At 64.4% G+C, this 23,494-nt stretch carries 20 protein-coding genes; 16 read left to right on the forward strand and 4 right to left on the reverse strand.

From position 1 onward, the window contains the following. Positions 1 to 92 precede the first annotated feature (92 nt). From HDIA_RS10545 to HDIA_RS10595, 11 genes are all read left to right on the forward strand, one after another. Complete coding sequence (locus HDIA_RS10545) at positions 93 to 965, forward strand: ABC transporter permease subunit (RefSeq protein WP_099556123.1); 873 nt, start codon at positions 93 to 95, stop codon at positions 963 to 965. A gap of 1 nt (position 966) precedes the next feature. Beyond that, positions 967 to 2,046, forward strand: coding sequence for a branched-chain amino acid ABC transporter permease (locus tag HDIA_RS10550; protein WP_099556124.1), 1,080 nt, complete (start codon positions 967 to 969; stop codon positions 2,044 to 2,046). Beyond that, positions 2,046 to 2,762 carry an ABC transporter ATP-binding protein gene (locus HDIA_RS10555; RefSeq protein ID WP_099556125.1) on the forward strand — a complete coding sequence of 239 codons (717 nt, stop codon included), beginning with the start codon at positions 2,046 to 2,048 and terminating at the stop codon, positions 2,760 to 2,762. Before HDIA_RS10550 ends, HDIA_RS10555 begins: the two co-directional genes overlap by 1 nt. Beyond that, positions 2,755 to 3,468 (forward strand): ABC transporter ATP-binding protein, encoded by a 714-nt coding sequence (locus HDIA_RS10560; RefSeq protein ID WP_099556126.1) that lies wholly within the window; start codon positions 2,755 to 2,757, stop codon positions 3,466 to 3,468. Before HDIA_RS10555 ends, HDIA_RS10560 begins: the two co-directional genes overlap by 8 nt. Positions 3,469 to 3,500: 32 nt before the next feature. Further along, positions 3,501 to 4,499: an acetamidase/formamidase family protein gene (locus HDIA_RS10565; RefSeq protein WP_099556127.1), complete on the forward strand. Its 999-nt coding sequence runs from the start codon at positions 3,501 to 3,503 to the stop codon at positions 4,497 to 4,499. Between the two features lie 158 nt (positions 4,500 to 4,657). Beyond that, positions 4,658 to 6,391: a nitrilase-related carbon-nitrogen hydrolase gene (locus HDIA_RS10570; protein WP_099556128.1), complete on the forward strand. Its 1,734-nt coding sequence runs from the start codon at positions 4,658 to 4,660 to the stop codon at positions 6,389 to 6,391. A gap of 327 nt (positions 6,392 to 6,718) precedes the next feature. Further along, on the forward strand, positions 6,719 to 7,648 hold the full coding sequence (locus tag HDIA_RS10575; protein WP_099556129.1) for an ABC transporter substrate-binding protein: 930 nt from the start codon (positions 6,719 to 6,721) through the stop codon (positions 7,646 to 7,648). A 1-nt stretch (position 7,649) separates the two neighbouring features. Beyond that, positions 7,650 to 9,281 (forward strand): amino acid ABC transporter permease/ATP-binding protein, encoded by a 1,632-nt coding sequence (locus tag HDIA_RS10580; RefSeq protein ID WP_099556130.1) that lies wholly within the window; start codon positions 7,650 to 7,652, stop codon positions 9,279 to 9,281. A gap of 115 nt (positions 9,282 to 9,396) precedes the next feature. Then, complete coding sequence (locus HDIA_RS10585) at positions 9,397 to 10,638, forward strand: acetamidase/formamidase family protein (RefSeq protein ID WP_099556131.1); 1,242 nt, start codon at positions 9,397 to 9,399, stop codon at positions 10,636 to 10,638. Between the two features lie 160 nt (positions 10,639 to 10,798). Continuing rightward, on the forward strand, positions 10,799 to 13,144 hold the full coding sequence (locus tag HDIA_RS10590; RefSeq protein WP_099558832.1) for an acetamidase/formamidase family protein: 2,346 nt from the start codon (positions 10,799 to 10,801) through the stop codon (positions 13,142 to 13,144). A 30-nt stretch (positions 13,145 to 13,174) separates the two neighbouring features. Next, entirely contained in the window at positions 13,175 to 13,567 is a 393-nt protein-coding gene (locus HDIA_RS10595; protein WP_099556132.1) for a RidA family protein, read from the forward strand. Positions 13,568 to 13,629: 62 nt separating this feature from the next. Here HDIA_RS10595 and HDIA_RS10600 read toward each other — a convergent pair whose 3' ends face one another. The 3 genes from HDIA_RS10600 to HDIA_RS10610 form a co-directional block, all read right to left on the reverse strand. Then, positions 13,630 to 14,730 (reverse strand): BMP family ABC transporter substrate-binding protein, encoded by a 1,101-nt coding sequence (locus HDIA_RS10600; protein ID WP_099556133.1) that lies wholly within the window; start codon positions 14,728 to 14,730, stop codon positions 13,630 to 13,632. 150 nt (positions 14,731 to 14,880) lie between these two features. Then, on the reverse strand, positions 14,881 to 15,552 hold the full coding sequence (locus tag HDIA_RS10605) for a flavin reductase family protein (protein ID WP_099556134.1): 672 nt from the start codon (positions 15,550 to 15,552) through the stop codon (positions 14,881 to 14,883). Continuing rightward, entirely contained in the window at positions 15,549 to 16,316 is a 768-nt protein-coding gene (locus tag HDIA_RS10610) for a GntR family transcriptional regulator (RefSeq protein ID WP_099556135.1), read from the reverse strand. Before HDIA_RS10610 ends, HDIA_RS10605 begins: the two co-directional genes overlap by 4 nt. A gap of 236 nt (positions 16,317 to 16,552) precedes the next feature. On the opposite strand from HDIA_RS10610, the gene HDIA_RS25315 reads away from it, so the two are divergent. From HDIA_RS25315 to HDIA_RS10625, 4 genes are all read left to right on the forward strand, one after another. Further along, the gene (locus tag HDIA_RS25315) at positions 16,553 to 16,708 is read left to right on the forward strand and encodes a hypothetical protein (RefSeq protein ID WP_157775495.1); all 156 of its coding nucleotides are present in this window, start codon (positions 16,553 to 16,555) and stop codon (positions 16,706 to 16,708) included. Continuing rightward, positions 16,705 to 17,649 carry a DUF1989 domain-containing protein gene (locus HDIA_RS10615; protein WP_099556136.1) on the forward strand — a complete coding sequence of 315 codons (945 nt, stop codon included), beginning with the start codon at positions 16,705 to 16,707 and terminating at the stop codon, positions 17,647 to 17,649. The genes HDIA_RS25315 and HDIA_RS10615 overlap by 4 nt, the downstream gene beginning before the upstream one ends. A gap of 434 nt (positions 17,650 to 18,083) precedes the next feature. Then, positions 18,084 to 19,460 (forward strand): MATE family efflux transporter, encoded by a 1,377-nt coding sequence (locus HDIA_RS10620; protein WP_157775497.1) that lies wholly within the window; start codon positions 18,084 to 18,086, stop codon positions 19,458 to 19,460. A 113-nt stretch (positions 19,461 to 19,573) separates the two neighbouring features. Further along, a complete protein-coding gene (locus HDIA_RS10625; RefSeq protein WP_162292631.1) occupies positions 19,574 to 20,560 on the forward strand; it encodes a DMT family transporter in 987 nt (328 codons plus the stop codon). A 46-nt stretch (positions 20,561 to 20,606) separates the two neighbouring features. Here HDIA_RS10625 and HDIA_RS10630 read toward each other — a convergent pair whose 3' ends face one another. Continuing rightward, positions 20,607 to 21,698 (reverse strand): LysR family transcriptional regulator, encoded by a 1,092-nt coding sequence (locus HDIA_RS10630; RefSeq protein WP_099556139.1) that lies wholly within the window; start codon positions 21,696 to 21,698, stop codon positions 20,607 to 20,609. Between the two features lie 443 nt (positions 21,699 to 22,141). On the opposite strand from HDIA_RS10630, the gene HDIA_RS10635 reads away from it, so the two are divergent. Next, entirely contained in the window at positions 22,142 to 23,449 is a 1,308-nt protein-coding gene (locus tag HDIA_RS10635) for an NtaA/DmoA family FMN-dependent monooxygenase (RefSeq protein WP_099556140.1), read from the forward strand. Positions 23,450 to 23,494: the final 45 nt, after the last annotated feature.

Raw genomic sequence — 23,494 nt, forward strand, 5'->3', positions numbered from 1 at the left:
CGCATCGGACCGACGGGCATCCTCCGTTCCCCTGTGGAGGATGCCCGTCACTTTCCTGACCGGCATCTGATGCCGCACCAGCGGATCGCCTCATGGACGTTCTGAACGCTGCTTTCACCTTTCTCTATCAGGCCGGCGACGCCTTCGCCTTTCTGGTCCTCTCGGCCTGCGGACTGGCGATCATCTTCGGCATGATGGGCGTCATCAATCTCGCCCACGGCGAGTTCATTCTCTGCGGCGCCTACGTGTCGACGACCGCGACGCATCTCGGTCTGCCGCTGCCCTTGTCGATCCTTGTCGGGGCGCTCGTCGCCGGGCTCGTCGGCATGGCGCTCGAACGGATCGTCATCCGGCATCTCTATTCCCGTCCGCTCGACACCATCGTCGCGACATGGGGCGTCTCGATGATCGCGACCCAGGGCACGCTCATCCTGCTCGGCTCCAGCATGCAGGGCACGGGCACGCCCTTCGGCAGTTTCATGGTCGGCGACTATTCCTATTCGGTCTACCGGCTCATCCTGATGGCGACCGCCGTCGCGACGCTGCTGGTGCTGTGGCTCATCTTCACCCGCACCCGCTTCGGCGTTCTGGCAAGGGCGACGATCCAGGTGCCGGAGATCGCCGAGGCGCTCGGCGTCAATACGAGCCTCGTCTACAGCGTGACCTTCGGTCTCGGCGCGGCGCTCGCGGGTCTTTGCGGCGGGCTCTACGCCCCGACGATGACCCTCGTGCCGACCATGGGCAGTACCTTCGTCGTCGAGGCCTTCGTGACCGTGGTCGTCGGCGGCGCGGATATCTTCTTCGGCACGGCCCCGGCCGCCGCCGTCCTCGGGATCGCCAAGGCGGCGCTGACCTCCTGGCAGGGCCAGCTTGCCGGCCAGATCGGCCTCTTGCTCGCCGTCATCATCGTTATCCGGGTTCTGCCGCGCGGCGTTTCCGGCTGGATCCTGAAAGAGAGGGCCTGACGTGGCTTCGCCTTCGACTTTTTCTTCCGTCATCAGGCTGCTCGAAGGCCCGCAGACCCTTGGGAAAGGGCCCGTCTTCTGGGTCGCCTTCGTCCTGGTGCTCGCGGCGGCCGCCAGCTACCCGATGTTCGCCGACGGCTATGATGTCGGCAACAACGTCTACTTCTTCAACTGGGCCTTCATGGCGCTTGGCGTCAGCTTGATCTGGGGTTATGGCGGCGCGCTCAGCTTCGGCCAGACCGCCTTTTTCGGCATAGCCGGCTACTCCTATGGCGTGCTCACCATCAACCTCGGCGATGCCTATGGCCTGACGCTGTTCTCGCTTCTTGCCGCCGTCGGTATCTCGGCGCTGGTCGCAGCCATTCTCGGATACTTCCTCTTCTTCGGCCGGATCAGCGGCGTCTTTCTCGGCATCGTGACGCTTTCGGTCACGCTGGTGCTGGAGCGGTTCATGTCGCAGACCGCCGGCCCGGAATGGCATATCGGCAAGGCGCGGCTTAACGGTTTCAACGGCATGGGCGGCATGCCCTCGCTCACCATCCCCTGGCCGGGCGGCGACATCGCGCTCTATCCCGATGTGACGCTCTACTATCTGACGCTGGGCCTGCTAGTCCTCGTCTACCTCGGCCTTCGCATGCTGGTGAACGCCCGCTTCGGCAATGTGCTCGTCGCCATCCGCGAGAACCCGATGCGGGCGGAAATGCTGGGCTATGACGTGCGCAAGTATCAGCTCGCGGCCTTCGTCATCGGCTCGGCGCTCGCCGGTCTCTCGGGTGTTCTCTACACCTCCTGGGGCAACTATATCACCCCGTCCTCCATGGGCATGACGGCGGCGGCCCTGCCCATCGTCTGGGTGGCGGTTGGCGGCCGCACGGATCTGACGACGACACTGCTCGGAACGATGCTCGTCCTTGCCGGCTTCCAGTATCTCACCGTCTACGGCAGCCAGTATGCGTTGGTGGTGATGGGTACCTTGCTCGTCCTCACCGTGCTGATCGCTCCGAACGGCCTCATCCTCGGTGTCGGCACCTTCATCGCGGACAAGGTCCGGTCCCTGTTTTCAAGCCGGGAGAAAGCGTGATGGCGTTGCTTGAAACACGCGCTCTCGACAAGTGGTTCGGCGGCCTGCACGTCACGGCCGGTGTGGATTTCGCCCTGGAGACCGGCGAGATCCACTGCCTGATCGGCCCGAACGGCGCCGGCAAGAGCACCTTCTTCCGCCTCATCCTCGGCGAGCATCTGCCGAGCGGCGGGACGATCCTCTACGACGGCCATGACATTACGCACGCCAAGTCCTTCGAGCGCATCCGGCGCGGCATCAGCGTCAAGTTCCAGGTGCCGGGCATCTTCAAGGCGCTCAGCGTGCGCCAGAACCTGCAGATCGCCTTGCAGCATCACCTCGCGGGCCATTCGCTTGGCGAGGAGATCGACCGGCTGCTGGAATTCACCCAGCTCAAGGATGCCGAGAAGCAGCTTGCCGGCAATCTGAGTCATGGCCAGAAGCAGTGGCTGGAGATCGGCATGGCCATCGGCCTGAAGCCCAAGCTCCTGCTGCTCGACGAGCCGACGGCCGGCATGACGCCGGACGAGACCCATGCGACGGGCGAGATGGTCAAGACGCTCAACAACGAGGGCGTCACGGTCCTTGCCGTCGAGCATGACATGGCCTTCGTGCGCCAGATCGCGCAGCGGGTGACTGTGCTCCACTTCGGCAAGATCTTCGCGCAAGGCACGATCGACGAGATCGTCGCCGACGAGCGCGTCGCCGCCATCTATCTGGGTGAAGCCCATGCGTAAGGAAGTCATCCTCGAAACCATGGGCCTCTGGTCCGGATATGGCGGCAAGCCGGTCCTGCAGGGCGTCGACCTCAGCGTCCGCGAGGGCGAAATCGTCGCCGTGATCGGCCGCAACGGCGTCGGCAAGTCGACGCTGATGAAGAGCCTCATCGGCCTCCTTGGGTCCGACCAGGGCAGCGTGCTCTTCAAGGGCGCGGCGATCGACACGCTCTCGGCGCACCGGCGCGCCCGCCTCGGCATCGGCTACGTGCCGCAGGGACGTGACGTCTTTCCGCGCCTCAGCGTGCAGGAGAACCTGCTGGTCGGCGAGTCGATTGCCGGCGACATGGCGGCGGACCGTCTTGAAAAGGTCTTCGGCTACTTCCCGATCCTCAAGGAGCGGCGCTCGCAGCGGGCCGGCACCATGTCCGGCGGCCAGCAGCAGCAGCTTGCCATCGGCCGCGTGCTGATGGGCGGTCCGTCGCTCATCCTCCTCGACGAGCCGTCCGAAGGCATCCAGCCCAACATTGTCCAGGACATTGCCCGGATCATGGTCGAGCTCAATCGCCAGACCGGCGTCACCATCGTCTTCGTCGAGCAGAATATCGACATGATCCGGGCCATGGCGCAGCGCTGCTACGTCATGGACAAGGGCCGGGTGTCGGCGGAGATCCCCATCGATGTCCTGCAGGATCGCGACGCCGTGCGCCGCTTCCTCGCAGTCTGAATTGTAAGAAGCAAGCGGGAAAGGAAAGCCCCATGAGCTGGTTCGACAAGTCCATTATGGCCAGGAAGGGCGTTGCCAAGGGGGCGGCGCTCAGCCGTCACGAAATCACCGAGGAGGTGCAGGGCAAGTATCACTATGTCTACGGCGCCTATGTGGAGCCGGTGCTGACGGTCGATCCGGGCGCGGTGGTCTCATCCGAGACCCACGACGCCTTCGAAGGCGCGATCACGTCCGAGACGGACAAGCCGACCGAGAAGCTGAATTTCCCCTATCTCAATCCGCAGAACGGCCCGATCTACGTCAACGGCGCGGAAAAGGGCGACTGCCTGGCGGTCTATATCGAGAGCATCGTTCCGCGTGGGCCGCAGCCGCGTGGCACCACCGTCATCATGCCGGAATTCGGCGGCCTCGTGCCGACGGCCGATACGGCGCTCCTGACCGCGCCGCTGCCGGAGACCGTCCGCAAGGTCGAGGTCGACGTCGAAACCGGCGTAAAGTGGAACGACAGGATCTCGCTGCCCTACGAGCCCTTCATCGGCACGATCGGCACGGCACCGGAGATCGAGGCGATCTCCTCGCTGGTTCCGGACTATTACGGCGGCAACATGGACCTGCCGGATGTGGCGCCGGGCGCTGTCGTCTACCTGCCGGTGAACACCAAGGGCGCCTATCTCTACCTCGGCGACTGCCATGCCGCCCAGGGCGACGGCGAGCTTTGCGGCGTTGCCATCGAGCACCCGACCGTGACCACCGTCCGCATCGACCTCATCAAGGGCTGGACGATCGCCGCGCCGCGTCTGGAGAACGACCGCTTCTTCATGACCATCGGCTCGTCGCGTCCGATGGAGGATGCGGCCCGCGGTGCCTATCGCGAGCTGATCCGCTGGATGGCGGCCGACTTCGGCTTCGACGAGATCGACGCCTACATGCTGCTGACACAGTGCGGACGCGTCCGCCTCGGCAACATGGTCGACCCGAAATACACCATCGGCGCGTCCGTGCTGAAGTCGATCGTCGGCGAGCCGCGCTAACCTTGCCTCCCCTGAACTGCCGGCGGGCCTTCCGCCTGCCGGCATTCTTTTTTCAGGGGCATTGACGACACACACCATGAGTCAGGCCGACGCCCGCCGGCGTCAACGACGGACGGAAATCCTGTCCGGCGAACCCTATTGCTTTGTCAGGAGGTCCCATGTCCGCTCCCTTCAAGGCGGCAACCGTCCAGTTCGAGCCGACGATGTTCAAGAAGACCGAGAACATTGCCGCGCTGCTCGCCCTTGTGGAGGAAGCGGCAAAATCCGGTGCGCGCCTGATCGTGACGCCGGAAATGGGGACGACCGGATACTGCTGGTACGACCGCGACGAAGTCGCCCCATATGTCGAGGCGGTGCCCGGACCGACCACCCATGCCTTTGCGGAGATTGCCGCGCGCCACGGCTGCTATGTCGTCATCGGCATGCCCGAGGTCGATCCGGCCACGAACCTCTATTATAACTCGGCGGTCCTGATCGGGCCGAAGGGCGTCGTCGGCGCACATCGCAAGACGCATCCCTACATTTCCGAGCCGAAATGGGCGGCCTCCGGCAACCTCGGTCACCAGATCTTCGAGACCGAACTCGGCCGGATCATGCTGCTCATCTGCATGGACATCCATTTCATCGAGACGGCGCGGCTTGCCGGTGTCGGTGGAGCGGACGTCATCTGCCACATCTCCAACTGGCTCGCCGAACGCACGCCAGCGCCTTACTGGATCAATCGCGCCTTCGAGAACAGTTGCTATCTGATCGAGTCCAACCGCTGGGGCCTTGAGCGGGGCGTCCAGTTCTCCGGCGGGTCCTGTGTGATCGCGCCCGATGCCTCGCTGTTGACCATGATCGACGGTGACGACGGCATCGCATACGCCGAGATCGATCCCGAGATCGCCCGCAGGCGGCAGTGCTGGGGAGAACCGGTCCTGACCCAGCGCCGGCCGGAGCTCTACATGGAACTGATGACCAACACGTTCCTGTGGAACCCCTGCGACTTCTTCACGCTCTACGGCCACAAGCCGCTGCCTGAGGGGGGCGTTGCAAAAGTGGCTGCCGGCCAATTCGCGCCGAGTGGCGTGTTGTCGGAAAACCTCGCGGAGATCACCCGTCTTGCCACCGCCGCGAAGGAGAGGGGGACTGAACTTCTCGTCTTGCCCGAACTGGCGCTGACCGGCCTTGCCGATCCGCAGGCGTCGGCGATTGCCGCCGATGGCCCGGAACTCGGCGCTGTCGACGAGCTTGCAAGGGGGCTCGGGCTGCACATCGTCGCCGGCTTTGCCGAGCGCGATGGGGAGACACTCTACAACTCGGCTCTGCTAACCGGCCCAGAGGGGCGCCTCGGTATCTATCGCAAGCTTCACCTCACCGAAGCGGAGCGCCAGTGGGCGAGCGCCGGCGACGACTGGGCCGTGTTCGATCTGCCCTTCGGCCGCCTCGGTCTTCTGATCGGTCACGACGCGATGTTCCCGGAAGCCGGACGCATCCTGGCGCTGAGGGGCTGCGATCTCATTGCCTGTCCGGCGGCCGTGCGCGGGCGGTTCCACTTCGGTCACGAGGGAACCAGCGTCGCCCAGCCGGAGCCCATTCCCACAGGGCCGGACGCGCTCCACTGGCACCAGTTCCGCGTCCGCGCGGGCGAGAACAATTGCTATTTCGCTTTTGCCAACGTCTTCTCGCCGCTCGACGGCTATCCGGGTCTCAGCGGCGTCTTCGGCCCGGATACCTTCGCCTTCCCGCGCAAGGAAGCGATCGTCTCGTCGAACGAGGACCTTGCCGTCGCCGAGATCGATACCGGAACCATCGGCAGCGTCTATCCGACCAATGTCGTCAGACGGAAGGATCTCGTCCTGATGCGCTTGCCGCATCATTACGAAGCGCTTGTTGCCGCCGGACATTGACGGTCCGTCCAACGCAGATGCCTCACAGGAGGCGAGAAACCGGACGTCGGGAAGCGCCGCTTTCCCCGGCGTGGACCGACAGGTGATTAAGGGAGCCGCATCCGGGCGCAACAAGGAACGGCTGTGCTTGCTGGTCGGGCAGTAGAATTGATCTGAAGCTTAAAAACTATGCAAAACGGTGAATTTCAGATCAAAATGATATGCATATTGTTGTTATTGAGAGCATACAAGAATTAGTGCGTACAATTACAATCGTCTTTCCAGGTGGACGTTCTAATCATCTCCTTGCGCTGTGCAATTTCGCCATGAGCGACAAGGAGATGGTTCATGCAAAAACAGATAGTCGACAGAAGGGGACGCTTGTCCCGCGCTGGCGCCGTCCTGGCCTCAGGTCTGCGCATGACACTGGCCGTGATGGCAATCGGTGGCGCCCTTGGCCTTCAGGCGGCCCATGCCGCGCCGGCGGCTCCCGAGTCCTGCAAGGCTCTCAAGGAAAAGTACCCGCAGTTCTCCGGCAAGGAGCTCGTCAATGCGATCAACCCGCATACGCCGGGTTATGAATCGCTCGATCCGAACGATCCGTCCAAATACATCGGCTTCGACATCGATCTCGGCGAGACCATCGGTGATTGCCTCGGCTTCACGCTGACCTACAAGCCGGTCACCTTCGCCGCCCTGCTGACGACGCTTGCGAGCGGCCAGGCCGACATCGTGATCTCCGACATCTACGCGACGATGGAGCGCGCCAAGGCCGCCGACTTCATCACCTATTCCAAGGTCTTCGACGGCGTCCTCGTCGCCAAGGGCAACCCGAAGGGCATCGACGGCATCAACAGCTCGATGTGCGGCGCGGCAGCCGCCGAAAACACCGGTTATGTGGAAGTGCCGCTGATCCAGGCGCTCGCCGAGGACTGCAAGAAGGAAGGCAAGCCCGAGCCGACCATCCAGCTCTACGACAACAACGCCAACTGCATCCAGGCGATCCTCGCCGGCCGCGCCGACGTCTACGTGAACGACGTCAACACGGTCGACCAGGCCGTCAAGGCCTATCCGGACCAGCTTGAGAAGGCGACGGCGGTGACGCTGCCCTATTCGGTCGGTATTGCCGTGCCCAAGGGCAATGTCGATGGCTTCCGCGATGCGGTGATGGCGGCCCTCATCGAGATCCAGAAGGCCGGCATCGAGACGGAGCTTCTGGAGAAGTGGGGCCTCGACGCCGGAACGCTCGAAGAGCCCAAGATCCTGACGACGGACTGAGATGGATCTCTTCGTCCACTACCTGACGATGCCGTATCTCCTGCAGGGGATCGGCATCACTCTGGCCGCAACGGGGCTGGGACTTGCCGGGGGACTTCTCCTCGGCTTCGTCCTGGCGGCCATGCAGCTCAGCCGCTTCTGGCTGCTTGCGGCAATCGCGCGGACCTACACGGTCGTCTTCCGTGGCACGCCGCTGATCCTGCAACTGGTCTTTGCCTATGACGCCCTGCCGCATATCGGCATCAAGCTGAGTGCCATCACGGCGGCGGGCCTCGCGCTCGCCTGCAACGAGGCGCCGTTCATCGCGGAGATCTTCCGTTCCGGCGTCAGGAGCGTCGACAAGGGCCAGACCATGGCGGGCCAGGCGCTCGGCATGACGCCCGGTGTCCTGATGCGCCATATCATCGGCCCGCAGGCGATCCGCATGATGGTGCCGGCGCTCGGCAACGAAACCGTCAGCGCCCTCAAGAACTCCTCGCTCGCCTCGGTGATCGCGGTGCAGGAGCTGACGCTGAGGAGCACGCAGCTTGCCTCCTCGACCTTCGACTTCTTCTCGATCTTCTTTGCCTCCGGGCTGATGTATCTGGTTCTCACGGGCGCGGCGGCCGGTATCCAGCTTGTCATCGAGGTCATGCTCGATCTCGACCTGCCGACGCCCGAGGCGCGTCTTGCCCGTCTTCTGCCCTGGCGCCGGGCTGGACTTCTCGCCCAGCCGAAAGCCCTGCCGGAGGACGAAATCGCCACAGCAGGGGGCGAGGGGGATAACGAACCCTCCGATGTCGTGCGGCCATTGCCGGCGGTCACGGATCGGGAGAAGCGCGCCGCGATCCTTGCCGGCAACAAGGTTGTTGTCGAAGTCGGGGCGCTGACCAAGAGCTATGGCCCCCAGACCGTGCTCGACGGGCTCGATCTCAAGGTGCGGGAGGGCGAAGTGGTCGCGCTGCTGGGTCCGAGTGGCTCCGGCAAGAGCACGCTGCTTCGCTGCATCAACCACCTCGAGGACTGGGACGACGGACTGGTCTGGGTCGGTGGCAGGCGTCTCGGCTTCGATGCCTCCGGCCGCAAGCTCGGTCCCCGGGCGCTCGCCAACGAGCGCGCCGCGATCGGGGTCGGCATGGTGTTCCAGCAGTTCAACCTGTTTCACCACCTGACGGCGCTTGAAAATGTCGCGGGACCGCTGCGCTGGGTTCACGAATACTCAAAGGAGGATGCCGAGAAGCGGGCGCGCGAACTTCTCGCCCGCGTCGGGCTCAGCCACCGGGCCGATGCCTTGCCAAGGCACATGTCCGGCGGCCAGCAGCAGCGTGTCGCGATCGCCCGGGTGCTGGCACCCAGCCCCTCGGTGCTGCTCCTCGACGAGCCGACCTCGGCGCTCGATCCGGAACTCGTCGGCGAGGTCCTGGAGGTGATCCGGCGGCTCGCGGTCGAGGACGGCCTGACCATGATCATTTCCACGCACCAGCTCCGCTTTGCCGAGGAAGTGGCCGACCGGGTCGTCTTCCTGAGCCGCGGTGCCATCGTCGAGGAAGGACCGGCGCGTGAGGTGTTGCGGCGGCCAAAGAACCCGTTGACGGCGAAGTTCCTCAGCGTCATGGCCGAGGAAGCCCCGTCCATCGCTTCCAACGGAAGCTGACGAGAAGAGATCGCGCCGGACGTCGGCGCACTCCCCCCTTGCAAACCAACCTGTTCCAGCCCGCGCCATCGGCCTTGGCGCCACCGGAAAACACGGGCCGGTCCGGAGAAGAAAGATGAAACACCATACGCTGCCGGTTTCCCCCTCGACGGTTCATTGGGGCTATTTCAGCAAGGCGGTTCAGCCGGCGCTGACGCTGAAGTCCGGCGACCGGGCGACCATCGAGACGCTGACGCATCACGCCTATGACGACTACGACCGCATGATCGCGGGCGATCCCGGAGCGGAGGCGGTCTTCAAGTGGACGCGCGAGGAAAAGGGCATCGTCCGCCGTGGCTCGGGGCCGACCACAGGGCCTTTCGAGCGCGGTTCCGGCGAGGGGATCGGCGTCCACATCATGACCGGTCCCGTGGCGATCGAGAATGCCGAACCCGGCGATATCCTGGAGGTCCGGGTGCTGGACGTGCGGCCGAGGCCGAGTTGCAGCGCCTGCTATGCCGGCCGCTGCTTCGGGTCGAATGCCGCCGCCAACTGGGGCTTCCACTATCACGACCTCATCGAGGAGCCGAAGCCGCGTGAGGTGGTGACGATCTTCGAGCTCGACACCGCCGGCGAGCCCTACGCCAAGGCCGTCTACAACTACGTCTGGGTGCCGCAGACCGATCCGGACGGCATCGTCCATCCGACCATCGACTATCCTGGCGTGCCGGTCGACCATCGGCTGATCCGCAAGCGCGAGAACATCATGGCCAATGTCCGAGTGCCGGCGCGCCTGCATTTCGGGACCATGGGGCTTGCGCCTTCGGAAGCCGATTTCGTCAGCTCCATCCCGCCGTCCTATACCGGCGGAAACATCGATGACTGGCGCATCGGCAAGGGCGCGCGGATGTATTATCCGGTCGCCGTCGACGGGGCCTTTTTCTCCGTCGGCGACCCCCATGCGGCGCAGGGCGACAGCGAACTCGGTGGCACGGCGATCGAGACGTCGCTCACCGGCGACTTCGAATTCATCCTGCACAAGAAGAACGACCTCGGCGGCACGCCGCTGGAAGGGCTGACTCATCCCTTGCTGGAAACCGGCGACGTCTGGTCCGTCTATGGCTTCACCTTCCCGAACTATCTCGCCGAACTTGGCGACAATGCCCAGACCGAGGTGGCCGGCCACGCGAGCCTCGACAAGGCGATGCGCGATGCCTTCCGCAAGATGCGGCGCTTCCTGATGACGGTGCACAAGCTCAGCGAGGACGAGGCGATCTCGCTGATGTCCGTCGGCGTCGACTTCGGCGTGACGCAGGTGGTGGACGCCAACTGGGGCGTGCACGGTTCGATCCGCAAGAACGTCTTCCGCTGCGACTAGCCCGGAGTGGGTTCAAGCGAAGATATTGCGCCGCCGAACGAACGAGGTTGAGATGGCATCCGAATGGGGTAAGGTGGACGGCAAGCCTGCGAAAAATGCCGGAAGTCCCGGCTTTGGCTATGGCTTGCTTCCTCCTGCATTGCAGCATCCGGATGCCACGATGAATATCCAGCAGTTCATCAGCGAATCCTATCCCGAGGGCGCACGGGAAGAGGCCTGGCGCGATGTGCTGCGGATATTTGCCCTGCAGTCCGACCTTCCTCCGGACGGCCCGGGCTTTTTTGCGACCGCCATGCTGCGGGGCGCGGCGGATGGGGTCATGGTCGCGCGCTTGACGGCCGGACCCCAGAGCCTGTCGCCGATCATCGCCCGCGCCGAACTGCCCCTGATCGTCATTCCGACGGAGGAGGGCGCTCTGTTGCGCCTCGGGGCGAACAGCCAGCCCGTCGCGCCGACCGAGTTCATGGTTCTGACGCGGGACGAGGATTGGGAAGTGACCTTCGTGCGCGACGTGCGGGTCAACGTCCTGTCGGTCTCGGCCGGTTTCTTTGGCGGCCGCAAGATCAGGATGACGGATTTCGGCGGGTCGAGGGTCGCCGAATCCCGCGGCCTCGGCGCGGTGCTGCGCCAGATGGCCGAAACCGCGGCGGACACCATGAAGACGCTGTCCGATGTCGACTGGGCGGCGGTGGACCAGAGCCTTGCCGAACTGCTGCTGACCTATGTGTCTGAGCCGCTGCTTGTCGGCCAGGAATCGCCGGGCACCGCCACCACGGCGGCGCTCCTGCACCGGATCACGCGGACGATCGAGCGCCGGCTCGATGATCCCGACCTCTCGGCCGCCAAGGTGTCGAGGCTGGAGGGCATTTCCGAGCGTTACCTGCAGAAGCTTTTCGAGGGCACCGGCGAGAGCTTCGGCCACTATCTGCGCGAGCGGCGTCTGCAGCGGACACGGATCGAATTGTCCAATCCGCAGGAGGCGCATCTTTCGGTGGCCGAAATCGCCTATCGTTGCGGCTTCACCGATGCCGCCAATTTCAGCCGGGCCTTTCGGGAACGCTTCGGTCTTTCGCCGCGCGCCTTTCGCCAGAAGCAGGCCGAACAGCTTCTGGAGGCCGCCAAGGTGCGCGACCAGCGCGGCTGGCCCGGGCAGGCGCTTGCCACCTGGCGCGGTCCTCTGGCGCCGAAAGGCGCGGGTAATGACAGCAGGGGACCGGACAACGATGCTGGCCGTCATCCCGGCGAAAGTGCCAGCGGGCCGATGCATCACCATCTGTCGGTCGATGCCTCGCGGGTGCACTGGGGCTATTTCAGCCGCTCTCTTAAACCGCTGATCGAGATTGCCTCGGGCGACACGATCACGGTCGAAACGCTGACGCAGCATGCCTCGGACGATCCGGAACGGATGATCGTCGGCGATCCGGGCGCCGAAAGCGTCTTCCGCTGGACCCGCGACGGCAAGGGCGTGGAACGGCGCGGCGCCGGTCCCATTGACGCCTCAGTGCTGGGCCGTGGGGCCGGGGAGGGCTTCGGCGTTCACATCTGCACCGGCCCCATCGCCGTCACCGGAGCCGAACCCGGCGATGTGCTCGAGGTCCGCATCCTTGATGTCGCGCCACGGCCAAGCAGCAACCCGGATTTCGCCGGCCGGTCCTTCGGCTCCAGCGTCGCCGCCTGGTGGGGCTATCATTATGGCGAACTCCTCGGCGAGCCGCGTCCGCGCGAGGTCGTGACCATCTACGAGATCGTCAATGACGCCGACGAGCCCCATGCGGTCGCGCTCTACGACTTCCTCTGGGAGCCGCAATCCGATCCCTTCGGCACCGTGCACGCAACCTACGACTATCCGGGCGTTCCGGTGGCGCCCGGTAGCGTGACGCGGCGCTACAACGTTCTCGAAGGCGTGCGCATTCCGCTCCGCCCGCATTTCGGCGTCATCGCTGTCGCGCCGAAAGAGGCCGAACTCGTCGATTCCATTCCGCCGTCCTATTTCGGCGGCAATCTCGACAACTGGCGGCTCGGCAAGGGATCGGCGGTCTATCTGCCCGTTGCCGTGCCGGGCGCACTTCTCTCCGTTGGCGATTCCCATGCCTCGCAGGGCGACGGGGAACTTGCGGGTACCGCGATCGAATGCTCGATGACGGGCACTTTCAAAGTCATCCTGCACAAGCGGCAGACGCTCGCCGAGAAGCCCTTTGCCGATCTTTCTTATCCGCTGATCGAGACCGAGACGGAGTGGATCCTGACCGGCTTCTCGCACCCGAATTATCTTGCCGAATTCGGCACCAAGGCCCAGAGCGAGGTCTACGCCACGTCGTCGCTCGACCTTGCCATGAAGGATGCCTTCCGCAAGGCGCGCCGCTTCCTAATGAGCGCCCACGGCCTCAACGAGGACGAGGCGATCGCGCTCATTTCGGCTGCGGTGGATTTCGGCGTCACGCAGGTGGTCGACGGCAACTGGGGCGTCCACGCCATCATCCGCAAGTCGCTTCTTTCCGGCCGCTGACGGCCTTCTTCGAAGTCTTCAGGAGACACGATGCAGTTCCACATGATCGCGGGCGGGCCGACGCCCGTCGCTCCCTTCAGCCATGCGGTGGAGACGGACGGCTTCGTCTTCGTCACCGGCCAGATGCCGGATACGCCGGCCGCACCGGGCGTGCTGCCGGAGGGGATCGAGGCGCAGACCCGCAATGTGATGGAGAACCTGAAGATCGTCCTTGCCGGTCTGGGGCTCGGGCTTGAGCACGTCACCATGGCGCGGGTCTACCTGACGCGCTTCAAGGAAGACTACGCGGCGATGAATGCCACCTATCGCAGCTATTTCGCCGAAGGGCGGCTGCCAGCACGCACCTGCGTTGGCGTCACCGGCCTTGCCTATGACGCGCTGATCGAGATCGATCTGGTGGCCCGCCGTCCCGAGGCACCCTGATGGACATGCCGGGAGCGTCTCCCGGCATGATCCGCAGGTCCTTGATGGGTTCGTGAGGCCGATCAGGTGATCGAACCGACCACGCCCTCGATCAGGTAGTCGGTGCCCCAGAGTGCGCCGTCATAGAGACCGAGTGTCCCTTCGATCACCATGTTGCCCTTGTTGTCCTTGAGCGGCCCGACGAAGATCGGCGCGCCGCCCTTGACCTCCTCGATCGCCTTGGTGGCGGCGGTCTTGGCCTCCTCGGTCGCGCCGGCGCCGAAGGCCGTCGACTGGACCATGTCCTTGTCGTAGCCGCCTTCGTTGACGTTCGGCAGTTTCTCGCCCTTGGCGATCATGCCGGCATAGGCGGTGTAGACGGTGCCCCACTTCAGTTCCGCGCCGGTGATGAAGCCCTTCGGCGCCAGCGTCGACTGGTCGGCGTTGTGGCCGCAGGACTTCACGCCGCGCCCTTCGGCCGTCTCGACCACGACCTTCGGGCTATCGACGTGGCAGGCGATGACGTCACAGCCCGCGTCGATCAGGGCATTCGTCGCCTCCGCCTCGCGCACCGGCAGCGACCACTCGCCGGTGATGATGAGGCGCACTTCGGCCGCCGGGTTGACCTTCTTCACGCCGATGGTGAACGCGTTAATGTTGCGCAGAACCAGTGAAATCGGCTTTGCAGCGATGAAGCCGATCTTGTTGGACGTTGTCGAGAGGCCTGCCGCGATGCCGTTCACATAGTGGCCCTGATCGAGATAGCAGAAGTAGCCGCCGAGGTTCATCGGGTGCTTGTCGGCCGACCAGAGGCCCGTCGGATGGCGGAACTCGACGTCCGGATATTTCTTCGCCATCTCGATCATGAAGGGATCGAAATAGCCGAAGGAGGTCGGGAAGAGCAGCGTTGCGCCGTCGATGTTGATCATCGACTCCATGGTCTGGGTGACCGCGACGGTCTCCGGCACGTTCTCTTCTTCAACGACCGTGACGCCCGGAATGTCCTTCAGCGCCTTGGCCCCGACCGCATGGGCCTGGTTCCAGCCGAAGTCGTCGCGCGGGCCGACGTAGATCATGCCGATGGTGAGGTTTTCGGCCGCGCGGGCGGAAAAGCCGGCGCCGATGGCAAGGGCCCCGGCAGTCGATCCGAGGAGGCCGCGGCGTGTCATGCGAATGTCGATCATGGACTGTGTTCCCCGAGTTTTGGTCAAAGCGATGCCCGTCGGCGAATGCCCCGGAGGCAGCCGGTCTCATGCGCCGGAAATCTTCGCGGGCGCCCCTGTTTTCAAAAAGATCAACGCCGCGTTGGCCGCGGACTTTTCATCGTTGCCGGATCAGCTTCCGGCATCCTCCCGCGCCATCTGCTGGCGCTGGAATTGTTCAAGCGACATGGTCGGCAAATCGAACTGGTCGCGAATGCGCGAATACCCATGTCCGCCAAGCCGGCCAATCGCATCCATCGCGCGCTGGTCCACATGCTTGCGCTCGGCATTCACCGCATCGGAGCGGATAAAGACGCCCAGCACCTCGCCAAGGATGATCTCCCGCGAGCGCCCGACCTCCAGCGTCAGGTAACGGCGACATTCGAGCGAAGCCGGAGCCTCCAGAATGCGCGGGCAGCGGACGTGGGTGCCGGCAATCGGCGTCAGTCCGGCGGCGGCAAGTTCGTCGACATCCGAGGGAAACGGAACCGCGCAGACGTTCATGGCGTCGAGCAGGGCATCGTCGACGATGTTGACAGTAAATTCCTCTGTCTCGCGCACGTTCTTCGCGGTGTCCTTGAAGGACATGTCGGCATGGTTCTCCACGCCGATGGCAAGGATCGGCGGATCGGCCGAAAGCGCGTTGAAGAAGCTGTAGGGCGCCGCGTTCGCACGGCCCTGCGTATCCACCGTCGTCACGAAGGCAATCGGACGCGGGATGACGGTGCCGATCAGCAGCTTGTAGCGATCTCGGGCGGAAAGGCCGGCAAAGTCGAAGTGGGTGTGCAGCCCGTCCTCGCTCATGAGGCCTTGTCCTGCCGCGAGGGCTTGGTCGCCTTTTCCCTTTTGCCATCGAGGGGCACCGCCGCCTCGCGGGCGGTGATCGCTCTGGCATAGTGGGCAAGCACCGACCCGAGGTCGGCCTTCGGCACGTCGTCGTCGAAGAGCGCGCGCCGCTCGACCGAGCCGATGTGGTGGTCCATCAGATGGACGGCTCTTGCCGCATCGCCGGCGCGCAGGGCCGAAATGATTTCCGAATGTTCATTGACCGCGCAGTCGGACGAATGCGGCCGCCCGTAGAGCGCGAGGATGAGCGAGCAGCGCGAGACGACCTCGCCGAGATAGCGCAGCAGCAGACGGTTGCCGGACATTTCGGCAAGCTTCAGGTGAAATTCGCCGGCGAGCCGGATCGAGACCCGCTCCTCGCCGCGCGCCTTCGCCGCGTCCTCTTCGCGGACATGGCCCTCAAGCTCGGCACCGAACTGGGGTTTCCAGCGGCGCACCACGAGTTCCACCGCCTCACGCTCGAGGGCGCGGCGCACTTCGAAGATCTCTCGGGCTTCTTCCAGGCTTGGCTGCGCCACCATTGCGGTGCGCTTCGGCTGCAGGTCAACGAGACCCTCTCCGGCCAGACGCTGTAGCACGGCACGGGCGAGCGTGCGGCTCATCCCGAAGTGGCCGCCGATCTCGTCCTCCGGGAGCCTCGTTCCCGGCAGCAGGGCCTGCTCGATGATCGCCTGCCGCAAGGCGGTATGCGCGATATCCACGCGGGAGGGTGGTTTGGCCATGTCCTCGCCTCTTGTCTGCGACCGGGTTCAGCGTCAGGTCCAGCATCAATCTGTAATGCCACCATTATGTATACGTGATTCGAAGAAGCAAGTATGCGATATGCGGAAAGAATGAGCGGTATGCGTAATTTTTAAGCTTTCCATATTGAGGAATTCGCGGAATTTTAGAGTGACATCACGTAATTGAGTCCAATCAGGTATACATGATTGGTGTCATCTGACCTCGGAGAAGAGCCATGCCGGCCAGGACCATCCGGTTGACGCTGAATGCGCAGCAACTGGAACTGATCGATCGTACCGTCGCCAAGGGCGTTGCCCCGGACCGGACCGCGCTCGTTCGTCTCGCGCTCAAGGAGATGGCCGGGCGACCGTCACAGGAGGGGCAGTCATGAGCGAGCGCAAGGTTCTCTTCGAATGGACGATGCAGCCCGGCACCGGCAAGGCGATCGAATTGCTGGCCGGCCAGATCCTGCGCATCGAGCAGGTGGATGGCGGCCAATGCGTCGACTTCAACTGCTTCAACCTGCACGACTACAAGGAATTCATGCACTGCGGCCGGACGCGGACGGTGCACGGTTTCAATCCGACCAAGGGCACCTTCATGTGGTCGCAGCCGCCGCGCGAGCGGGCGCTCGTCTACATCATGGAGGACACTTACGGCCGCAACGATGTGCTTTTCCCTCGTTGCAGCGCCTACCTCTATGAAAGCGCCTACGGCTTCGACGCCCACACCAACTGCAACGACATCCAGGCCGAGGCTCAGCGCGAATACGGCCTGACGCCGGATGACGTCCACGACAGCTTCAATCTCTTCATGTGCACCGAGGTGACGACGGACGGCCGGGCGACGATCACACGGCAGAGTTCCAGGGCCGGCGACCATATCGACCTCCTGGCCCTCGTCGACGTGCTGGCGATCCCCAACGTCTGTGGCGCGGATATCATGCGCACCAGCAATTTCGGCCTGAAGCCGGTCAAGCTCACGGTCTTCGAGGCGACCGACGAGGACATGGCCGCTGTGCCGAAGACGCCGATCCTGAAAAGCCAGCGCACGCCGAAGGACTTTCGCCAGCCCAACATCAAGGCGACCCGCGAACTGGTGCGCGATCCTGCCTATGTCCCCGCCTTCACCAACGTCCCGTTGGCGACGACGGATCTTGAGATCGAACTGGACGAGAGCGAGGCCGCCGCCTTCGACGCCCTGCGCCGGGAGGTCTATGGCGACGACGAGGGCGCCGCTCTTCGCGACATTCTCTTTTCCTGGTGGGAGGAGCGTTTCATGGCCGCGGCCAGCGGCGCTCCGGCCATCGGCGACCTGGAGGCCGGCAGATAGGGGGCAGAACCGCTCCGACGACGCGCGCCTGCCATCTGCCGATTGTTTGGTCAAATTGCCCATCTCTCCGGCGAAAGGTCTGCGGCGCGGGCCGAACGAAGGTTGGTGCCTTGATGATGGTCTGGCGACGACCGCACTGGTAACTCAAGGATGCCGACCGGCCGATGGGGTGTCGCACAGGGCGATCCCGCCGACCGGTTCGGATGGCAATGCTTCATTGCCAGCACTTTCCCGTTACTGCATCGACGCCCGAAAGGGGCTGATCGAGACGATGCCGGTCGCAGCCATGCCTGCGGCGCCGGCGTTGCCGTCGTCAGCCGGCATCTCGCCTGATGAAGAGGAACGAACGGCAAGGACTGGACACCATCCAAGGGGCGGGCGGCGCTGTGCTGGCGGCCGCAATACCAGTTGATGCGGTCGCGGCGCCTCCGCCCTTGAGCCTCAGGATGCCGATCGGCCAGCATGTCTCCGAGACGCTGCGCCTTGCCGGCCCGATCACTATGGGCCACTTCTCCAATCTCGCGGTGACCACGGCCACCTTACTGATGTTCGGCTGGACCAGCGCCGACACGCTCGCGGCCGGTGGACTGGCCATGCGCATCGGCGTCAGTACCAACATTCTGGCGGCGATCCTCGTCATCAGCGGCCTGATGATGTCCGAAGTCCAGGGCGCGGGGCAGGGGCATCTCGTTTCCCGCTGGTATACGAACGGACTGGTGCTGTCCGCCGTGCTGTCGGCCCTGTCATTCGCCTGGATGACGGTCGCGCCATCGGTTCTTGCCGCTCTCGGACAGGAGCCGGCGATCGTTGCCGACGCCGAGGCGATCCTGAACATCATGCGCTGGGCGGAGCCGGCCAACATGATCCGTCTCGGCCTGATGCGGACGGCCTTGCCGGCTCTCGGTCTTGCATCGATCCTTTTCGCGCTGACGCCGTTGTCCCTCATTGCCTATATCGGCCTCGGCCTTGCACTTGCCGGCATGCCTCAGATCGGCTGGCATGGCATCCCGATGGCCTTCGTGGTGATCAGTTGGGCGGTCGCGCTGGTCATGCTGGCCATCGTTCATCTCGGGCCGAGGCGCGGTCTCGTTCGCTTCGACATCGGCGGTGTCATGGAAATGCTCCGTCTCGTCTGGCGGGGATTGCCGATCGGCACGCTGCAGGCCATCGACGGCGTCTATTATCTCGCCCTCACGCTGCTGATCGGCCGGTTCGGCGCCGCGACACTCGCGGCCCACCAACTCGTGCTCAATTTCGGCACCATCGCCTGGGCGCTGGCCTCCGCCTTCGGCGATGCCGGGGCGCTCCGGATCAGCTACAGCCGGGGCGCCAGTGCGCTTGGCGACATCTGGCGTGCGGGCTTTGTGGCGGCCGCCCTCGGCATCCTGTCGATGACGATTGCCGCGATTGTCGTTGCCGCCAACCCGACGGTGTTCATCGGCTTCTTCATCGATGCCGCCAATCCGGCCAATTATGACGCCGTCGCCGTCGCCCTTGCCCTGACACCTTGGACGGCCGGCTTCATTTTCGCCGACGGCTTCTATGGTGTCGGAATGGGCGTCCTGAGAGGGATCGACGACAACCGCTTCGCCATGCTCGCGACGGTCACCCTCTATGGCTTCGTCGGGCTGCCCCTGGCCTACGGCTTCGCCTTCCTGATGGGCTTCGGCGGCGAGGGGATCTGGATGGGGATCGTCTGCGGCGTCCTGCTGGTGGGCAACGCGCTGGTCGGGCGCTTCTGGTGGCAAAGTCGGCGTGCGACCGGCGTTCCGGTAAGAGCTGTCTCAGTGCCTCGCGGAGATCCGGCATGAGCCCGGAGGGCGGTCCGGGCGAACCGCAGGCCGGGACTGGGTCTGTCGCTGTACCGGACAGCTTTCACCGGGTATCTCAATTGGACTTTGTCGCAGAGGCCGGGACAGAGTCGTTGGCCGAAGCCGCAACGGCGCCGGTGCCGACCGTCTCGGCGATTGGTGCCGCCGGGTTGGCCGTCGCGACGCGCAGGCGTTTCGGGACAGGCCTTGCGGCCGCCGGGCGCCGGGGCCGCAGCCGCTGGCACGCCGTGCCCGACAACCTGCGCGGCTCGGCGCTGATGGTCGGCTCCATTGTCTTCTTCTGCGTCATGATGGCGGGCATCAAGGACATCGGAACCGGACTGCCGCTGGTGGAGATCCTGCTGATCCGGCAAGTCTTTTCGACCCTTGTGATCCTGCCCTTCTTCCGGCACGACCTTGCGTCCGCCTTCCGGACGAACAATGCCCGCATGCTGCTGCTGCGCGGGCTCTTCACGCTCGGCTCGCAATACACCTATTTTCTGGCCGTCATTTACCTGCCGCTCGCGGAGATGACCGCGCTTGGTTTCAGCCAGGTGATCTTCATGACCATCGGCGCCGTCCTCATTTTGAAGGAGCGTGTCGGCCGCCGCCGCTGGATCGCGACGGCGATCGGCTTTGTCGGCGTTGCGATCATGCTGAAGCCGGGGGCCGAGGTGCTGAACCCCTATGCGCTGCTGGCCATCGTCAGCGCGGTCCTCTTGTGCGGCGTCACGCTGTCGATCCGGCTGCTTGCCGCGACGGAGACCACGACGACGCTGTTGCTCTATCAGTCGATCGTCCTGTGTTCAGCCTATCTCGGGCCGACGATCTGGTGGTGGGAATGGCCGTCGGCGCAGGAATGGACGATGCTCGTTGTCGTCGGCGTCTTCGGCACGATCTGCCAGTACCTTTTCACCATGGCCTTCCGCGTCGGCGAGGCGTCGGCCATTGCCCCGCTGGAATTCACGCGTCTCATCATGGCCGGGCTGATCGGATTTCTGTATTTCGGGGAGATTCCCGACGCTTGGACCCTGATCGGCGCGACGATCGTCGTTGGCTCGACCATCGACACGGTCCGCCGCAATGCAGGCAGGGGTTGAGACGCCGCAACCACGGAAACCGGACAGCGGCGAAACCTGATATGAGTCAGACCTGACCGTGCTCGCGCACTTTCGGCTGATGCGAAGGGGCCGTCGTCCGGCGCCTGTCGTTGTAGCGCGTGGCACTGGCGGAGGGGCGCGCGTCCGGCGCGACGGCACGGCCCGCAATCCCCGCGCGCCCAGTGCCGCCCGGCCGCGCCGGAACACTCGTCAGCGCGGTGTCGTCGGTTTCCATGTGGCTGTCGACGAGACAGTCGACGAAACGCCGGGCCAGCTTGAAGTCGGCCGAACTCGGGCCGTAGACGGCTCCGACGCGCGTTGCAAGGTGTGTCAGGTCCGGCCGCAACGGGCGCAGTATGCCCGATTTCACGTAAGACTCGGCAACATGATCGGGCATGTAGCCGATGTTTCGGCCAGAGAGGATCAGGGTCATGTGGGCGTGAGCCCCGTGCCCGATATCGCCGCGCGTTGACGCATTGCGGGTGCGCTCCGGGTGAATGTACTCCAGATGCCCGCGGTTGGCGTAGGCGGCGGATTCGATATGCTCCTGCGTGATCTCGTCATCGTCCAGATGGAACAGGGGATGGGTGCGGCTGCAGTAGAAATGGGCTTCCTCGTCAAAGAGATGCTCGAAGGTCAGCTGGCTGAACTGGTCGTTGACGAGACCGATCCCGACATGGACCAGCCCGTCGGCGACCCGGCCGGTCATCTGGAAGCCCAGCATGATCTCCAGGCGGAAGCGGATGTTCGGATAATATTCCGAGAAGCGGGCGATCGCCTCGGCGATCCGCGCCTTGGGATTGTCGACGACGTGGTCCTGAATGCCGATGACGAGCTCGTGGCCGGCGCCGTCATGCAGCTCCGAGGCCCGCTGCTTGAAGGTTTCGACCGAGGCGAAAAGTTCCTTGGCCGCCTCGTAGACGATCTCGCCCTCGGGAAAGAGCTTGAAACCCTTCGGTCCGCGCTGGCAGAGGCGGGTCCCGAGGCGAAGCTCCAGCGATTTCATGTATTCGCTGAGCATGGACTGCGACAGGTTCAAGGTCGCCTGTGCCGCGGTGAAGCTGCCTTCCTCGACGATCGTGCAGAAGCAGCGGAGCAGTTTCAGGTCGGTGTCGTGAATCTGTGTGAGACTTGGCATTGCGCGCGATCCAGGTGTGACAGGTTCTGCCTCTTGAGCATCGGGCCGAAGACGGCGGATCCGTTTTGCGGACCTCTCGATGCGGGGCCTCTGTACGCAACAGTGCGTCGAGGCGTCGTGCGGGCAGGCAGCTGTGGTATGCGGGATTCTACGCAACCGCCGTGCCAGTTTGCTGCGCTGCAGTGAGGCAGACCAGGGGGACGTTCAAGAGGTCCTTTCAGACGTCATTGTGGTCCCAAGCGCCTCTACCGGTTACATTGTTGCTGTCCTGGCATGGCTGGCAGCACGCTTCGGCAACGGCACTGCAGCAAAAAAATCATGCGAATGCTCAATTAGTTATCATCATCCGTCCTGAACGGCGCTTCGCGCTTTGCTGATGGTCTGCATTGACCTGCTGCGGTTCACTCGGTGCAGCCAGAGAACGCTGTTTCCCTGAGGAGCCGATGACAAAGCCATTCCATCTCGCCTGGTTCATGAATTTCTCGGTCGACGAATGGAACGCGCCTTTCTCGGCCGGCGGCGAGCCCTGGTCCGGCGAGTTCTATGTGAACATGGCCAAGGCCATGGAGCGGGCCTGCTTCGACTACATCATGATCGAGGACACGCTCATGGTGTCCGACGCCTTCGGCGGCTCCATGGAGGCCTACCTGAAGTACGCGCTGATGGGGCCGAAGGGCGATCCGGCGCCGCTCGCCGCCCTCATCGCGAGCAACACGACAAAGCTCGGCGTCGTCGCGACCCTTTCCACGATGGCCTATCCGCCCTTCATGCTCGCCCGGCTCTGCTCGACGCTCGACAGCATCGCCGGCGGCCGCTTCGGCTGGAACATCGTCACCAGCGGCGAGAACTACGCCGCCATGAACTTCGGCATGGACGAGTTGCCGCCGCGCCAGGCGCGCTACGACATGGCCGATGAGTATGTCGAACTCGTCAAGCAGCTCTGGGACAGCTGGGAACCGGACGCGGTGGTTCGCGACAGGGCGACGGACACCTACGTCGACCATGCCAAGGTCCATCCGATCAATTTCGAGGGCAAATTCTACAAATGCCGCGGGCCGCTGAACTGCGTGCGCTCGCCGCAGGGGCGCCCGACCTTCGTGCAGGCCGGCGGATCGCCCCGCGGGCGTCAGTTTGCAGCCGAGACCGCCGATAGCATCATCGCCGCCGCCTCCGGCACCGCCGCCATGAAGGAATACCGCGACGACATCCGCAAGCGCGCGGCGGCTGCCGGGCGCGATCCCGACGAGATCAAGGTCTTCTTCATCGTCACGCCGGTCCTTGCCGAGACCGAGGCGATGGCCCGGGAAAAGTTCGATTTCTATGCCTCGTCCGAAGGCTTCCTCGTCAAGACGCTCGCCTCCATCAGCTCCGTCACGGACATCGATTTCTCGCAGTTCTCGCTCGACGAGGAACTGCCGCGCATGACGACGAACGGCGAGCAGGGGTCGCTGGAGGCCTTTGCCCAGTGGGGCACCGGCAAGACGCTGCGCCAGCTTGTCGCCGACCGGGCAACGCGCGGTCTCGACGGCATCGTCGGCACACCCGATCAGGTGGCCAGCCGCCTCGGCGAGGTCATGGAGGAGGTCGGCGGCGACGGCTTCCTGATCACCTCGCCGTTCCAGAAGGTCAGCAACCAGTATGTCGTGGAGATTTGCGAGGGCCTCGTACCGGCCCTGCAGCGGCTTGGCCTGACGCGCACCTCCTATGGCCACGAGCCCAAGCTGCTGCGCGAGCGGCTGCGCGAGTTCTGAGGCCGCCTGCAACCCCCAAGACCCCCGATGTGAAGGACAAGGATC

The sequence above is a fragment of the Hartmannibacter diazotrophicus genome, from assembly GCF_900231165.1.
Taxonomy (GTDB): Bacteria; Pseudomonadota; Alphaproteobacteria; order Rhizobiales; family Pleomorphomonadaceae; genus Hartmannibacter; species Hartmannibacter diazotrophicus.